The 15,196-nt window shown below is 35.6% G+C and carries 20 protein-coding genes and 1 riboswitch; of the genes, 9 read left to right on the top strand and 11 right to left on the bottom strand.

The genetic code is table 11. The features are described from left to right. Positions 1–97: 97 nt before the first annotated feature. A complete protein-coding gene (locus DKZ56_RS07750; RefSeq protein WP_208649464.1) occupies positions 98–1,579 on the bottom strand; it encodes a methyl-accepting chemotaxis protein in 1,482 nt (493 codons plus the stop codon). 652 nt (positions 1,580–2,231) lie between these two features. On the opposite strand from DKZ56_RS07750, the gene DKZ56_RS07745 reads away from it, so the two are divergent. After that, entirely contained in the window at positions 2,232–3,269 is a 1,038-nt protein-coding gene (locus tag DKZ56_RS07745) for a PTS sugar transporter subunit IIC (protein WP_208649463.1), read from the top strand. Positions 3,270–3,276: 7 nt separating this feature from the next. On the opposite strand, the gene DKZ56_RS07740 is transcribed toward DKZ56_RS07745, so the two are convergent. Then, entirely contained in the window at positions 3,277–3,477 is a 201-nt protein-coding gene (locus tag DKZ56_RS07740) for a hypothetical protein (RefSeq protein ID WP_208649462.1), read from the bottom strand. A gap of 280 nt (positions 3,478–3,757) precedes the next feature. On the opposite strand from DKZ56_RS07740, the gene DKZ56_RS07735 reads away from it, so the two are divergent. The 3 genes from DKZ56_RS07735 to DKZ56_RS07725 all read left to right on the top strand — a co-directional run bounded on the left by DKZ56_RS07735 (position 3,758) and on the right by DKZ56_RS07725 (position 5,029). After that, positions 3,758–3,949 (top strand): DUF3953 domain-containing protein, encoded by a 192-nt coding sequence (locus tag DKZ56_RS07735; protein ID WP_245989364.1) that lies wholly within the window; start codon positions 3,758–3,760, stop codon positions 3,947–3,949. A gap of 80 nt (positions 3,950–4,029) precedes the next feature. Next, positions 4,030–4,446, top strand: a complete 417-nt coding sequence (locus DKZ56_RS07730; RefSeq protein ID WP_208649461.1) for a gamma-glutamylcyclotransferase family protein — start codon at positions 4,030–4,032, stop codon at positions 4,444–4,446. Between the two features lie 52 nt (positions 4,447–4,498). Beyond that, the gene (locus DKZ56_RS07725; protein ID WP_208649460.1) at positions 4,499–5,029 is read left to right on the top strand and encodes a ribonuclease FAU-1 family protein; all 531 of its coding nucleotides are present in this window, start codon (positions 4,499–4,501) and stop codon (positions 5,027–5,029) included. A 115-nt stretch (positions 5,030–5,144) separates the two neighbouring features. Here DKZ56_RS07725 and DKZ56_RS07720 read toward each other — a convergent pair whose 3' ends face one another. Together DKZ56_RS07720 and DKZ56_RS07715 are read right to left on the bottom strand one after the other, a co-directional pair. Beyond that, positions 5,145–6,467 carry an ammonium transporter gene (locus tag DKZ56_RS07720; RefSeq protein WP_208649459.1) on the bottom strand — a complete coding sequence of 441 codons (1,323 nt, stop codon included), beginning with the start codon at positions 6,465–6,467 and terminating at the stop codon, positions 5,145–5,147. A gap of 1 nt (position 6,468) precedes the next feature. Beyond that, a complete protein-coding gene (locus DKZ56_RS07715) occupies positions 6,469–6,831 on the bottom strand; it encodes a P-II family nitrogen regulator (protein WP_208649458.1) in 363 nt (120 codons plus the stop codon). A gap of 373 nt (positions 6,832–7,204) precedes the next feature. Further along, positions 7,205–7,305, top strand: a riboswitch (purine riboswitch). A 120-nt stretch (positions 7,306–7,425) separates the two neighbouring features. Between DKZ56_RS07715 and DKZ56_RS07710 the strand changes: the two genes are divergently transcribed. After that, complete coding sequence (locus tag DKZ56_RS07710) at positions 7,426–8,721, top strand: NCS2 family permease (RefSeq protein WP_208649457.1); 1,296 nt, start codon at positions 7,426–7,428, stop codon at positions 8,719–8,721. An 8-nt stretch (positions 8,722–8,729) separates the two neighbouring features. On the opposite strand, the gene DKZ56_RS07705 is transcribed toward DKZ56_RS07710, so the two are convergent. The 6 genes from DKZ56_RS07705 to DKZ56_RS07680 form a co-directional block, all read right to left on the bottom strand. After that, positions 8,730–8,918, bottom strand: coding sequence for a hypothetical protein (locus DKZ56_RS07705; protein ID WP_208649456.1), 189 nt, complete (start codon positions 8,916–8,918; stop codon positions 8,730–8,732). A 29-nt stretch (positions 8,919–8,947) separates the two neighbouring features. Continuing rightward, complete coding sequence (locus DKZ56_RS07700; protein WP_208649455.1) at positions 8,948–9,103, bottom strand: hypothetical protein; 156 nt, start codon at positions 9,101–9,103, stop codon at positions 8,948–8,950. Between the two features lie 97 nt (positions 9,104–9,200). After that, complete coding sequence (locus tag DKZ56_RS07695) at positions 9,201–9,428, bottom strand: YneF family protein (protein WP_208649454.1); 228 nt, start codon at positions 9,426–9,428, stop codon at positions 9,201–9,203. Between the two features lie 262 nt (positions 9,429–9,690). Next, positions 9,691–10,776, bottom strand: coding sequence for a class III poly(R)-hydroxyalkanoic acid synthase subunit PhaC (gene phaC, locus DKZ56_RS07690; protein WP_208649453.1), 1,086 nt, complete (start codon positions 10,774–10,776; stop codon positions 9,691–9,693). Positions 10,777–10,794: 18 nt separating this feature from the next. Beyond that, positions 10,795–11,574, bottom strand: coding sequence for a 3-oxoacyl-[acyl-carrier-protein] reductase (fabG, locus tag DKZ56_RS07685; RefSeq protein ID WP_208649452.1), 780 nt, complete (start codon positions 11,572–11,574; stop codon positions 10,795–10,797). A gap of 45 nt (positions 11,575–11,619) precedes the next feature. Beyond that, positions 11,620–12,072 carry a polyhydroxyalkanoate biosynthesis repressor PhaR gene (locus DKZ56_RS07680; RefSeq protein ID WP_208649451.1) on the bottom strand — a complete coding sequence of 151 codons (453 nt, stop codon included), beginning with the start codon at positions 12,070–12,072 and terminating at the stop codon, positions 11,620–11,622. Positions 12,073–12,283: 211 nt separating this feature from the next. Between DKZ56_RS07680 and phaQ the strand changes: the two genes are divergently transcribed. Together phaQ and DKZ56_RS07670 are read left to right on the top strand one after the other, a co-directional pair. After that, positions 12,284–12,802: a poly-beta-hydroxybutyrate-responsive repressor gene (phaQ, locus tag DKZ56_RS15815; RefSeq protein ID WP_208649450.1), complete on the top strand. Its 519-nt coding sequence runs from the start codon at positions 12,284–12,286 to the stop codon at positions 12,800–12,802. Between the two features lie 84 nt (positions 12,803–12,886). Next, positions 12,887–13,381: a PhaP protein gene (locus DKZ56_RS07670; protein ID WP_208649449.1), complete on the top strand. Its 495-nt coding sequence runs from the start codon at positions 12,887–12,889 to the stop codon at positions 13,379–13,381. A 109-nt stretch (positions 13,382–13,490) separates the two neighbouring features. Here DKZ56_RS07670 and sirA read toward each other — a convergent pair whose 3' ends face one another. Further along, positions 13,491–13,919, bottom strand: a complete 429-nt coding sequence (sirA, locus tag DKZ56_RS07665; protein ID WP_208649448.1) for a sporulation inhibitor of replication protein SirA — start codon at positions 13,917–13,919, stop codon at positions 13,491–13,493. A gap of 272 nt (positions 13,920–14,191) precedes the next feature. Between sirA and DKZ56_RS07660 the strand changes: the two genes are divergently transcribed. Both DKZ56_RS07660 and DKZ56_RS07655 read left to right on the top strand, forming a co-directional pair. Further along, entirely contained in the window at positions 14,192–14,551 is a 360-nt protein-coding gene (locus tag DKZ56_RS07660) for a lmo0954 family membrane protein (RefSeq protein ID WP_208649447.1), read from the top strand. After that, positions 14,552–15,187, top strand: a complete 636-nt coding sequence (locus DKZ56_RS07655; RefSeq protein ID WP_208649446.1) for a PspA/IM30 family protein — start codon at positions 14,552–14,554, stop codon at positions 15,185–15,187. Positions 15,188–15,196: the final 9 nt, after the last annotated feature.

Below are 15,196 nucleotides of genomic sequence, written 5' to 3'. Positions count from 1 at the left end.
AACTGAATTCTATGAGAATGAATCCCAAATGCCTGAGCCTTGTAGACATAAAAATGGCACCTCCATCAAACTAATTGGAGATGCCTATTTCCATCTATCATTCATTTCGATTAATTTGTCTCAACTGTTTACTTAGTTCATTCATCTCATTAATTAATGAATTAATGGATGCAATTAATTCATGTTCATTTTCTAAAGTGGAAGTAATTTCTTCCGTAGAGGCTGCATTTTCTTCAGAAATGGCGGATACGTTTTGGATTTGCTCTTGAATCGTAAGGAATTTATTTTTTGTCTCCATGATTTCTGACATTCCCAGCGATAAACCTTTATAGATGCTTGAATATGTATTTTTTATTTCTTCAAAGTATAATAAAATGTCTTTCAATAATTTTGTTCCTTGGTTGATGGCATTTTCGCCTTCTGTTGATTTTTCTTGCACCATTTGGAACTTATTGTACAACTCTTCAGTCACCGATTGAATGTTTGATGTGATTTGGCTGCTTTGTTCAGCGAGTTTTCTTACTTCATCGGCTACAACAGCAAATCCTTTGCCGTGTTCGCCGGCACGGGCAGATTCAATCGCTGCATTCAGTGCAAGTAAATTGGTTTGGTCCGCAATTTCTTTAATGCTGCCTAGCAGAGTATTGACTCTTTCTAAACTGCCATACAAATCTGAAACCGTTAAGTTCGTATTGCTGATGGTCGTTCCAACCGTATCCATATAGTTCGTAACTTGTGTGATTTTTTTCCATCCTTCTTGAACTTTTTCATTCATACTTTCAGATTGATTTACAACCTCTTCAGTCACGTTCACTGTATGATTCATTGTTTCTAATGATTGCGCCATAGAATCGTTAATGATCATTACACTATTTGTTTCTTCTTGAATACCGGAAGCCATTTGTTCCACAGATTTTACAATATCTTTGCTAGAATCATAAAGCATTCCTATTTCCCTATTAAATTTCGTAATATGTTCATCCAACTGATCAGAGATTTTCTCCATGGATTGGAATGCGGAAGATAACTTTTCAACCAGTTCCTGTGATTTAAATTCTTTTTGGGTAGATTCTTCGATTAATTCTCTGCCCCATTTAGTCAGCAAATACAATATGATGATGATGGCATTCAACACAAAGAAGACGGTTACAAATCCTTTCACCGTGCTATCTAACCCCAAAAATTTTTCAGGCAATAAGAAAAAGAACAGAAGATATATACTATCTAAAGCAATTCCTAAAGATAAAATGAGTTCTTTTTTAAAATAAAGTGCCACCATTGCAACGGAGAGTAAAATAATATAGTGCTTATTTAAAGCAAATATATCCACAATGAAAAGCGCAATGGTCACTAACCCTGGCAAAAATGAAATAATAAAGCCTTTTAAATATGTATTGATGGGCAAAAAATATGTGGAACAAGATAAAATGATGACAAATAGACTTGCACCAAGAATAGGCGCACTTTCCCCAAATCCTCTTGCATAAACAATCGGTATACAAATTAATAAAATTAAAATAGCTGTGATAGCAATATTGACTTTATGAACCCTATTTGTATTGTAATAATCCTGGTTCATTTGATTAAACTCCCTTCTAAACAACTCCTCTATTTTTGGCTGTTTTTTTAAATACCCCCTTGCTCCTTTTCCCTCCTTTTTATACAAATTTTTATATCCATGATTAAAACAAAATTTTACAAACACTTCCAAATAATACTTTCTTTTCAATGAAGTACTATTCGAAAAATTTTCTAAAAAAAATATACAACAAAAATTCTATTTCGATGACTATTTTCAGGTGAATTTACTAATATTCTGCATATTCGACATAAAATAATGTTTTTTTGAGAATCTTACCCATCGCAAAAACTAGAAAACTTTATCAATAAAATTAAATTCATAAGTAATAAACCAACCAAATGAAGCGAAACGGACATCCTATTTTTGAGTAAAAGTACAGAATATCAATAAAGCGTTAAATCCCTTAACATACAAAGGATTTAGCGCTTTTTAAAAGCATTTTGCAGCATTTTTTCACAATTTCTTAGTTATCTTTCAGGAAAAGATTAAATAATCCTTCTCTACGGGGTTTTCTTTTTTCCAATTTTATACTATAATACTTTTACGATTCAACGCTTTAAACGACTAAAATATACTATTCTTATTTTATTAGAATATTTGAAAGAATCATTATCAGAAAAATTAGCAAATTAGAAAGAGGCGGAAAAGTATGAAAGATTTTTTTAGTAAACTTTTAAATGGAATGAGTATCGCTATTGTTTGTGCACTGATTCCTAATGCTCTATTAGGTGAAATCTTAAAACTGCTGATTCCGCATATGCCAGCTCTTCAGCATCTATATGATGCCACTTCCATTGTGATGAGTATGCTGCCGGTTTTAGTCGGTATTTTAGTGGGAATGCAGTTTAAACTGACTCAGATTCAATGTGCCAGCGTGGGGCTTGCAACGGTGATCGGCAGCGGAGTGATTAGTAAAACTGCTGACGGAATCTTTACCATTGGCGGGATTGGCGTTGTTATTAATGCCGGTATTACAGCTGCTCTAGCGGTATTGTTTGTCCGCTTAATCGGTACAGGATTAAAAGAATATTCTATTTTATTAATTCCTATGTTAACAGTAACCATTCCTGGAATGATTGGATTTATCATTTTGCCTTATGTCCAAAAAGGCGCCAATTTAGTTGGGGATGGGGTGGCTTATTTAACAAATTTACAACCTGTTGTAATGGGCGCATTGATCGCAGTTGCTTTTGGAATTATTATCCTTTCGCCAATTTCGACAGTGGGAGTTGCAACGGTTATTATGCTTTCAGGAATTGGGGCTGGAGCTGCAAACTTAGGCGTTGTGGCTGTTGGAATGGGTCTATGTATTGCAAGCTATAAAGCCAATTCCCTTGGCACTGCATTAGCCCATGTTTTAGGTTCACCAAAAATACAAATGCGCAATTTCTTCATGAAACCGGTCATAGCCGTACCAATGCTAATTACCGCAGCCATTCTCGGAGGGCTTGCCGGAATTCTGAATGTACAAGGTACACCTTATAGCGCAGGATTTGGGTTATCCGGATTAGTCGGTCCTTTAAACTATATTAATCTAGCAGATGGCGGATGGACTTTGACGAATATTTCCATCATGTTGGCAATGTTTTTAATCTTGCCGTTAATTTTAAATCTATATTTTATCTTTTTATTTAATAAGAAATTAAAGTTGATTAAAGAAGAAGATTATAAATTGGATTTTGAATGATTTGACTTTATCTATTTAAAGTAAAAAGGTCTTCTGCAATGGGGCTGCAATACCCGATTGCCGGAAGACCTTTTCTGACATATTCACCAAAGTCAAAAGATTGATCGGCCAAATATTGATGCAAATTCGTTATAGAGACGTGTGCTGAAATAACTTCAACTAATCTGTCGACGTTTGCCACATCTATAGAAGAACAAGTCGCTATCATGAATGAAATTAATCATGTTGCCACAAACCTAACGAACAATACCATTACTTTAGCAGAAGAAGCGAAAAAATTTCGTAAAAAAAGTAGTTCCGCTTGTCAGAAGGTCACGGCAGAAACAGTTTGAAGATTAGTTTGAATCCATTAAGAAATGTTTTTAGAGTAATAGATAATTTATTGCTAAAAAATTTTTATTGGTATATTTTTGTAAAAAAGGAAACTGAGTAGAAAGTTTTGGGAAAATGAATGGATTGAAAATTTTTAAATCATTCTTGCTTTCAATGTGGTTGTAATTTCTTCATACAGCTTCATTACAAAAGATTTTTCCTATAGTTCTTTAACCTCATTACTACTTGGAATTTTTATAGCAACAATAGGAATAGAAGAATTAAGAAATAAAGAAAAAAATCCTTGGGGTCTATTTTATATTTTTGTATCTTTATTAGTTATTGTTATGGCTATATTTAGTTTTTAACTAATTTTCAAGAAAGTTCATTAACTCCAACTTCTTCCTAGTTTAAGTCGTTCTACTCAATAAAAATGGGAGGCATCAAAATGATTAGAAATTTCTTCGTATATGGTACACTCATGACAGGTTGCTCCAATCATCATGTAATCCCCCCAAATTCCATTGAAAAGATACAAAAAGCTACTATTGAGAATGTAGAATTATATTCGCATATTTGCGGCGAGTATCCTTGTATGGTTGAAGGAAATTCAAAAGTATTCGGGGAAGTCATTACTATTAAAGAAAGTCATTTTAAAAAGGCTCAACAAGCGATGGATTTACTGGAAGATTACGACGAGAATGCTCCAAAACACAAAAACCTTTATAACCGTGAAATCAAAAATGTTATTTTGGAAACTGGCGAAATCATTCAAGCTTATGTTTATATGTACAATTCCAAACTTAAAGGGTTAGGAAAGCGAATCTCTGAAGGAAATTGGAAAACATGGGTGGATCAAAAATGACGGACCAATTCTTTAAGTCCAAACCTGCTATTTTTAAAGGAAAGATTCGTTTATGAAGGAAATTATAGAGAGAAAAATACAGTATGATACGAAAATAGTAGAGCATAAATGTCATTTATTGAGTTTTCAAAATCGCCGCATCGTTTTATTTCATCTAATAGAAGAACCTTTTACAATGACAGTGAACGATTTGAACATTACTATTCCAATAGGAAGTTATACTATTGCTTATTATTGGTTAGACCGCCCCTATAACTTGTATTTTTGGAGAGATCAAGAAGGAAATTACTTGGCTTCGTATTTTAACATTGTAAAGAGTACAAAATTTGAAGACAATATAGTGACCTTTGAAGATTTAATTATTGATGTACTGGTCCTTCCCAATGGAAAGTACTTTATTTTGGATGAAGATGAATTGCCTAACACCTTGGAAACCTTTGAGAATGGTTTTGCGAAACATGCTTTAGAAAAATTACTAAGATCCATCCATGATATACTTGGGCAAACCATTTTAGAATCCCAAGGCATTTATAACCATAAACGATTTATTCCACTTCTGGATAAGGGCATTAAGGCTTTTTAACTTTCCAACTGTCCCAATACGAGATAAATTCAAATCTGTGGACGAAAATGCAAACCGCCAGCCCGACAAGCAGACTGGCACTTTAATCATTGGAAAGATTTGCTGTAAACCGATTTTATTTTAACCGAACAGAGGCATTCCTAACCGATTTTTTCTTCACAGGCGCAACCACGATGCCTGTTGATTCTTCAAAATCGTATAAACTCGTAGGTAAATCCGTAAAGCGCTCCAATTCATTATAGGCAGGAATACCGTGGTAGGTCATATCCAATCCTTCTTCTTCCTCGCGTTCACTGGCTCTAAGATGGACCGTACCCTCACATATCTTCGCAATAACTGCACCGCCAATTAGACCCCATACAACAGCAACAATAGCACCCAATAATTGTACTGTTAGGAGAGAAGCTTCACCGGTTGTAAAAAGCCCTTGAGAAGTATCGAACAATCCAACGGCAATCGTTCCAAATACTCCGTTAAAACCGTGAACAGCTACCGCTCCCACAGGGTCATCCACTTTTAAAGAATCAACGAACAAAGTTGCATAAATGACAATGATTCCACTGATTCCTCCGATGATGATGGCACTAAAGTGGGAAACATAGGCGCATCCGGCGGTAATAGCGACCAAACTTGCCAAAACACCGTTTATTGTCATACTCGGGTCTGCTTTTCCAAATTTTTTCATGGTCATCAAAAGTGCAGCAGTACCTCCACTAGCTCCTGCAAGAATCGTATTTAGTGCAATAGAGGCAAGCGCTGTATTGGATGCATCTAATGTGCTTCCTGCATTGAACGCAAACCAGCCAAACCATAAAACAAAAGCACCTGCTGAAGCTAAAGGAATATTGCTTGGGGCAAAAACGTTCGCACTGCCATCGGAATTAAATCTTCCTTTTCTTGGCCCCAGTTTTTTCGCGATTGCAAAAGCAATAAATCCCCCAACCGCATGAATGGCAGCAGAGCCTGCAAAATCCTTCATGCCCATTTTCGCCAGCCACCCATCGCTATTCCAAATCCAATGGCCACTTATAGGATAGATAATCATGCATATAAGTGCGACTGCTACAATATAAGCTTTAAAGTTCATCCGTTCCGCTACGGCTCCTGAAACGATGGAGACACTTGCAACGGCAAATCCCATTTGAAAAAGTACAAAAGCCGCACTAGGCAATGCCATCGATAAGGAGATGTTTTCAGGATTGGCAAATAAACTTGTCCCAATAAATCCAAAAGCATCTTTTCCAAACATAATGCCAAAACCAACTAACCAAAATGCGAGAATACCTACCGTCAAATCAACAAAAATCTTCATCGTGACATTCACGGCATTTTTTGTTCGCACTAAACCGGCTTCCAGTAAACTGAATCCACCTTCCATGAATAAAACCATTGCGGCACTAATCACAACCCATATGGTATTTAAATAAATCAGCTCCATGCTATTCACCTCTATTATTTGCTAAATCATCAATGCTCAAATCTATCTCGCCAGTCTTAATGTTATAGGCTTCCAGTATGGGGTACACATAAATTTTTCCATCCCCATCTTCACCGGTTTGACTGGATGTAATAATGGTTTCAATCGTTTGCTTGACCATATAATCGGAAAGGACAATTTCCAATTTGATTTTTGGGTGAAGAGTGACTTTATAATTTCTCCCCCGATATACTCCTTGGGTGTCGATTTGTTTTCCCCGTCCAACAATCTGAGATACCGAGAAGCCAGTAATACCAATTTTTTTTAACTCTTTAATCGTATCCGTAAGCTTTTCTGGTCGAATAATTGCTTCAATTTTTTTCATGAGGTAGCCTCCTGAATATTTCGAATTTTCTATTGTTCTAATATAGTATATTTTTATATCATTTCCAATCTCATTTTTAGATAATATCTATATAAACGAAATATTTAATACTATTATTTGCGATAGTTTTATTACTTTTTAGCAGATTTTGATATAATTCATTAACTTTTTATATATGATGTTGATGCAATTCCTTTTTCTCCTGTGAACTAAGTTTTAAAAAGCAATTCCACTATGATTTCATTTCTACTCTCCGCAAAATATAGTTTAAATTTTTCTACTTTTTTGATTATTTTATATTTATTATTTTTAAAAAATCATTCTAAATTATATTGACGTTTTAAATGAATACTGCTATTATTCTTCTTAACTTTTTAATAGAACAAAAAAACCTTGTATAAATTCAAGAATATGGCTTGAATGTTTCTACCAGCTACCTTAAATAGCTTGTCTACAAGGAATGAAAACATATTAATGAAATTAATCGTTTTTTATTCCTTTTGTAGAGAAACTTTGGCCTCATTGCTGCCAAAGTTTTTTTGTGTGAAATAACTAAATTTTTCCTATGAATTTATACAAACAGGAGAGTACAACATGAGAAATTTTTTTCATTTTGCAGAACGAAATACTTCCTATAAGCAGGAAACATTAGCAGGGATTACGACATTCTTATCTATTGCCTATATTTTAATTGTAAATCCTCTTATTTTGAGCCAGTCCGGCATGGATCAAGGAGCTGTTTTCACCGCAACAGCTCTTACAGCAATCATCGGCACACTGATTATGGGGCTAGTAGCCAACTTTCCAATCGCCATTGCTCCAAGTATGGGTCTAAATTCATTTTTCACCTTTTCCGTATGTATCGGCATGGGCATCGACTGGCAAGTGACGCTCACCGGGGTTTTCGTTGCAAGCATCATTTTTACTTTGTTAAGTTTAATGAAAGTACGGGAAAAAATTATTAATATTATTCCAATCGATTTAAAATACGCCATCGCTTCAGGAATCGGATTCTTTATCACCTTTATTGGTTTGAAAAATGGCGGCATTATCGTAGGCAATGAGGATACATTTGTTTCGATTGGCGATCTCACTTCACCGATGACACTCCTCGCCATTGTGGGACTAATTCTCACCATCATTATGTTAGTCCGAGGAATAAACGGCGGAATCTTTTACGGAATGTGCATCACGACGGTTATTGGCATGATTTTCGGATTAATTGAAGTTCCGGAAGCTATCATTGGAAGCATCCCAAGTATTGAACCTACTTTCGGCGTAGTATTTCTTCACTTGGATGAAATTTTTACACCAGAAATGCTTACTGTCATCTTTACCTTTTTAATCGTTGCTTTCTTTGATACAGCCGGTGCATTAATTGGATTGACAAGCCAAGCTGGGATGGCCAAAGACGGCAAGATTCCAAATATCGGAAAAGGACTACTTGCCGATTCCCTCGCTGGTGTGATTGGAGCTATCTTAGGTACATCAACGCCTGCGACAAGTGTTGAATCTTCAGCTGGCATTGCGGTTGGAGGAAAAACAGGCTTTACCGCTATTGTTATTGCAGCTTGTTTCTTAGTAGCATTATTCTTCTCTCCTCTTGTAAATGTCATTTCTGTGGAAGTAACATCTGCCGCCTTGATTATTGTCGGTGCTTTAATGGCGATGGAAATACGCAAAATCAACTGGACAAAATTAGAAATTGTCATCCCTTCTTTTTTAACAATCATTATGATGCCACTAACGTCCAGCGTCGCCATTGGGATTGGATTGGGATTCATTCTGTACCCTATTTGTTTACTTGCTCAAAGGCGTTTTAAAGAAATTCATCCGATTATGTATGTGCTTTGCCTTTTATTTATTTTGTATTTTGCCTTTATTATCTAAATGGCTGCTTAGAAAGGTATGCTTTCTATGCAGCCTTTCTTTGTGCAGTTAAATTGGCGATTAAGTTCTTCACTTTGGCGATTATCTTCCTCAATGTGGCGATTATCTCCTGAAAGTTGGCGATTATCTTCCTTCTGTATGGGAAAAATTTTTCCTTTGGCTATTAAGTTCTTCACTTTGGCGATTATTTTCCTCAATGTGGCGATTATCTCCTGAAAGTTGGCGATTATCTTCCTTCTGTATGGGAAAAATTTTTCCTTTGGCGATTACGTTCTTCACTTTGGCGATTATTTTCCCCAATGTGGCGATTATCTCCCACTAGTTGGCGATTATTTCTCTTCTGAAAGAGAAAAATTCTTCGATCGGCGATAAAGTTTGGCATTTTGACGTGCTCATTGCAAACATGCAGGTTCCATAATAAAAAATAAAAAGGTTATCCTCCTTCAGAATAAATTCCGATGCAGGACAACCTTTTAGGATTATTTTTGTTTTTCTTGAATTTTATTTAATTGGGCCATCATTTGACGAACTTGTTTTTCAGATGGTTTTCGGCCCATTTGTGCCATCATTACACGAATCATTTGTTCATTGATTGGCGGATTTTCTTTCAAATATTTCATCATGGATTGACGAGCTAGGTAAAATCCTATTGCCACGCCAGCAACTAGTGCCACAATAATTAATAATATTGCTAGCCAAGTACTCAAAAATATAACCTCCTTCACATTTTATACCGCGAAAACTCTCCACGTTGGATTATACACTATTCATACTATGGATTCTAGCTTTTCCCTTGTATTTCTAAACGAAACCACCATACGTACCTTATGTATTGTAACCAAAATTTTTCATAAGCGAAAGATATTTTAATCAAATAATAAGCAAAAAATCCGAACTTATTTGAAATTCTCTCTTCAAGAGTTTCAAATATTGTTCGGATTCATAATTAAAATTATCCATTCACTTGGTTTATTTAGAATTATCAGAAATCCATTGTTCTATATAAGGATATTGTTCAGCCACTGCTCGCTTGCCGGTGATGACTGAAACATGTCCGGCACTCACTATGTGCAAGGTTTTGTTTTTGCTGGAGACTTTCTCATTTAATGGTTTTATTTGCTGCGGCAATACAATATTGTCGCGGGTTGCCACAATATTTAATAAATTTGCCGTAATGTTTGACAACAATACACGCTCGCCGCGGATTTCTAATTCATCGTTTATCAATTTATTTTCTTGGTAAAAATCACGTATCCATTGGCGATATGCCTCACCAGGGAAAGGCACACCATCGTTCAACCACTTTTGCATCAGCTTCCAATTAAGAATTTTTTCTTCATTGTCAACATTTGATGCGATATTGACATAGACACCTACAGTATTTGAAAGTGGATTTAATAATTTATTGCCAAAATCAATGAATTCAAAAGGCACATTTCCGAATGTCTCAACAATATGATCTAATTTGAAGTAACGTTTATCCAGCCAATTAGTATAAAGGCCGGCATCTTGGAAATCGATTGGACTTGTCAGCAAAATTAGATTTCGGATTGGCAGCTTTTTTTGATAAAGGGCTGTAAAGATAGCCGTCATCGTTCCGCCCATGCAGTATCCAAACATCGTGATTTCTTTAGCGCCGGAATGTTTCAGCACTTTTCTTGCTGCCCGTGGAATATAATCAACAATATAATCTTCCAATTTCATATGGCGGTCTTCAAAACCTGCCGTCCCCCAATCCAAGAGATACACATCATGTCCGCGGTCTGTTAAATATTCGATGAAACTATTTCCAGGATATAAATCTAAAATATAAGGTTTATTAATCAGTGCATAAATCATTAAAATAGGCACTTTATTCGTTTTTTCTTTATACGGTCGATAACGGTAAAGTTTGGCTTTATTTTTCGTCCAAATTACTTCTTTTGGCGTTTGGCCCACTTGCGGATCCGGATCCGTAAATAATACTTCGTTTAAGCGTTTCAGCTTTTCAATGGTATCGTTTTTTGGCAAACTTTCAATCCAATCTTTAATTGGTGTTGCATCAAGAGTAACCACAAAATCCCTCCTAAAAAATTACATATAGAGGCCGCCGTTTACCGCAATGACTTGACCTGTTACATAGTCTGCCTGAATCAAATACAATACAGCTTGAGCTACTTCGCCCGGTTCCCCTAATCGTTTCATTGGAACTTTCGAAACAATATTATTCAATACTTCTTCCGGCATCGCAGCTACCATTTCTGTGCCAATGTAACCTGGGCACACAGCATTTACGGTAATTCCTTTCGATGCTGTTTCCAATGCGAGAGACTTTGTAAATCCTAAAATGCCTGCTTTCGTTGCCGCATAATTGGTTTGACCAAAAGCGCCCGCTTGGCCAACAATGGAACTAATGCTTACAATACGCCCATAATTTTGTGCCAACATATGTTCAATCACTGCTTTTGTTGTGTTAAACACACCATTTAAATTAACGTTAATAACTGTATCCCATTCTTCTTTTGTCATTTTTCTAAAGGTGCGGTCTTTTGTAATGCCTGCATTGTTGATTAAAATATCAATTTTGCCGAAGTTTTCAATCACTTCTAATGCCAATCTCTCTGCATCTTCGTAAACCGATACATCCACATGGAGCGCATGGAATTTTCCTCCTTCTTCCTCAATGGTTTTGGCCACATCTTGTATATGCTTTGGACTATTATGATAAGTGCCAACAACGGTTGCACCATTTCTCGCCAACACTTTTGCAATTTCCGCCCCGATGCCTCGGGATGCCCCCGTCACAATGGCCACCTTTCCTTCCAATGGTTTTAACGCATTTACTTTTCCCACTTCAAATACTGTAGTTGTCATAAAACAGTCTTCCTTTCTTCAATTATTTTAGTATTTTTATAAACATTATTTTGAAACTGTTTTATTCCCTGCAGCCGCTATGGAAGTCTTTGATTCTTCAGCCGCTTCCAATGTTTGGTTTAGTAATTCAATCACTTTGTCCAATTTCTTTTCTAAAGAAGAAACAGATTTTCTTAAGTTTTCAATTTCCTTTATAATCCGATCGCGCTGGGCATCAAACTCGTCTTCCAGCTGATCAATTTTAGAGTCTACATTGATGATTAAAGAGGCGACATTGGCAATTTCATCGCGGGTAGGAAGATTCGCTTGCTTTAAGTAGCTCTCTGTCAATTTGTTGACCAATTCTTGATATTGCACATATTGGCTTTGAATTTGTCCTAAACTTTCAGCAAAAATTTTTTTCTCAAGGGTTTCTTGCAGTGTATTGTTCCAAATGTTTTCAGTTTTGTTATAAATTTCTTTCCAAAGGGTAAAAACGTCAAAGGATGATTGGACCAATGAGAATCATCTCCTCTACTAATCTTTCAATCTAAAAAGCAGCATATTTCAATATATTATTTATGCCAATTTTTTATTCATTATGAGCAGTTTTCAAATTAATGAAATTTTTGGATAAAATTTTAAAAAAATTCTAACAAAACAATTGACAAGTTCTACACATATATGTAAATTACATATATAAGTAATAGCAAAAGGCGGTGTAAACATATTGGTATCAAAAGAGGAAAAAAAGAAGCCGACAAGTCCAAGCATCGGTGCTCCGAAAAATTTTTTAATTCCCCTCATGCTGCTGCATCTAAGGGAATTTCATACTCATGGATATGAACTAATGGAAAAACTGACGAAATTCGGTATTGAATCTTTAGATCACGGAAATTTTTATCGCCTTCTCAGACAATTGGAAAAAGAAAATTTAGTGACTTCTGTTTGGGATACAAGTTCTGGTGGCCCTGCAAAACGCATTTACTCCATCACAGAAGCTGGAGAAAAATATTTGGATATGTGGGCCCATTCATTAAGTGAATATCAAAAACTGTTAAATCAATTTTTCAATTTATATAATCCATTCTTTTCAGCAAATACGACCAATTCGAAGCAAAAAGACGAAGCAGCTCCTAAATCAGCATCTACACGAACAAACTCAGCCTCATCTAAAGCAAAATCTCAAGCAGCCACATCAAAGTCTAAATCCACTCGCAAAACAAAACAATCAAAGTCAAAAGAATAACTTCCTCATTTTGGATGTATGCATTGCCCAATGCATTCATTATAAATTTAAATTTTTTGTTCAATTAAAGGAGGAAATCAACCAATGGCAAAAGAGCAAATTGCAAAAGGTGTAGATTTAGTATGGGATAGCTGGATTAATAGCTTAAAAACCATCGAAAAAGTACAAGAAGATTTCGAAAAAAGAGCACTTCAAGCATTTAATGTCCAAAAAGAATTCATTGAGTCTTCCGTAAGTGCACTCAATGCAATTGAAGAAGAAGCAAAAAAAGCTTCAAAAGAATGGCAAGAAAGACTTGAAAACAGCTTACAAAATTTGGGCAAAGAAGGCCAATTCATTGAAATATCCAAATGGCTTGAAAGCGTTCAAGAAATTACAGAAAAAGCACAAAACCTGGCTTGGAAACCAAACAATGCGCTGCTTGATTTATTTGCCAATGCTCAAAAACAAATCGAGATCACCCTTCAACAAGCCATTGAACAACAAAAACAAGAACGCATAGAAACAATCAGCAAGATTGAAGAAATCGCTAGCCAACTAAAAGAAACTCATAAAAAACTGTTAGCGGTGGCTGATTGATTCCGTTTTGCGAAACCCTAATCTTAGTTAACATATCCCCTTATATATATGATCCCCATATATCCCCAAAAACCCTGTTGTCCTTAAGCGACAACAGGGTTTTCAGTTTTCAACGATACGACGCATATTTCACCGGCTTTAACCAACCACATTCGTATTCTTCTTTATTAAACGCAAGAAATGAATCATTCATTTGGCTCAAGCATTGGAACAAATCTAAATCCAACATGCGAGAGCCTTCACAAATCGCTTCAATATAATACTCATATACTTTGATTTTAATACGCCCTTTTAATTTATGTTCAAATCCTAAATAATCACCGATCCAGTGCATATCAGGAAAACATTTTTGTAGATGTTCGTATATTTTCCCCTCAACTTTCCCTTCCATTGGTTCACATATATAACTTAATTGTTTTTTGGCAGAGGACTCTTTTTGGTCATCTATTTTTGCCACCATCTCTAGCAGCATTCTTTCCCTTCCAAAAACAAATGACTGATATTGTTTTTTTATATTAAATATTGAATATACTCGCATGTACTTGTCCTCCCTTCTGTCTTCATTATAATAGAAAGATTTCGAATTTTTTGTCAAAACTTGTCCTTGAGATAGAATTTTTTTTGTCAAAATCCGATGAAAATACTTTCGTTTCAACATTTCCAAGCGGTTTATCTACTAATTTTTTCCCTTAGCCAATAGATTGAAACCTCTCTCGGTCTCAAGACTTAGTAGAAAATACAATTCCAGGTCGTTTTGAAAAATTCTATTGGATTGTAAGATGAGCGTACAAAGACGAAAGGAGAATGAAAATGAAAAAATTACTTTTACTGCTACTTGCCATCCTTTTAGTTGGCATCGTCCTTGCAACTTTAGGGCCATTAATGGGGCTTGCCTTTGCACTTTTATTCATCTTCCTCGGAATGCACTATTATGTAAAAAGCAATTCCATTGTAAGCAAAGTGCTATGGATTTTCGTTGGCATGCTTGGCATTATGATGGCAGCGTCCAATATCCCAGCACTCGTTGGACTTGCTGCAATCATCCTCTTATATGTCATCTACAAAAAATGGAAGGATGAAGATGTTTCTTTTTCAACAAAGGAAGAAGATGATCCATTTACAAATTTTGAAAATGAATGGTCCAAAATTCAAAATAAGGAGAGATTTTAAATGATGGATTTATTGAAACGATTCCGCTATACGCTTGAAGCAGATTTGCACGCCCTCTTTGATAAAAAGGAAGAAAAAAACCCGATTGCTATGTTGAATCAATACATCCGTGAAGCTGAAAAAATGACGGAACAAACAGGGAAACTTTTAGAAAGGCAAAGAAAATTAAAAGAAGAATTGGAACAAAAATTAAAAGCCACAGGAGAAATGCTGGAGAAAAGAACAAAACAGCTGGAGTTGGCAAAAGCAAGCGGAGAAGAAGACTTAATTCTCTTTGCAGCCCAAGAAGTGGAGGTTTACAAGAGCCGCCAAAACATATTGTCTGAAAGCTTAGAACAGGCAGCCAATGAAATCATTCAATTAGAACAAAAATTTGAAATGATGAAACATAAAATTGAAGATATGAAAGTTCGACAATTGCAATTAATGGGGAAAGAAAATGTCGTTCGGGCAAATGTGAAAATGAACCGCGTATTTGATTCAAACGATATGGATTTTCAAAATCTATCAACCTACATCGATCATTTATCAAACAAAATAGAAAAAAATTATGAACATACCCAATTGGAAACGCGTTTAGCGCTGCTTGAACAAAAACAATTAAATACGTCCTCGAAGGAAACAATCGAACCATGATATAATGAA

This window comes from Ureibacillus thermophilus (genome assembly GCF_004331915.1).
Taxonomy (GTDB): Bacteria; Bacillota; Bacilli; order Bacillales_A; family Planococcaceae; genus Ureibacillus; species Ureibacillus thermophilus.
This window is presented reverse-complemented; position numbering and strand designations above follow the sequence as displayed.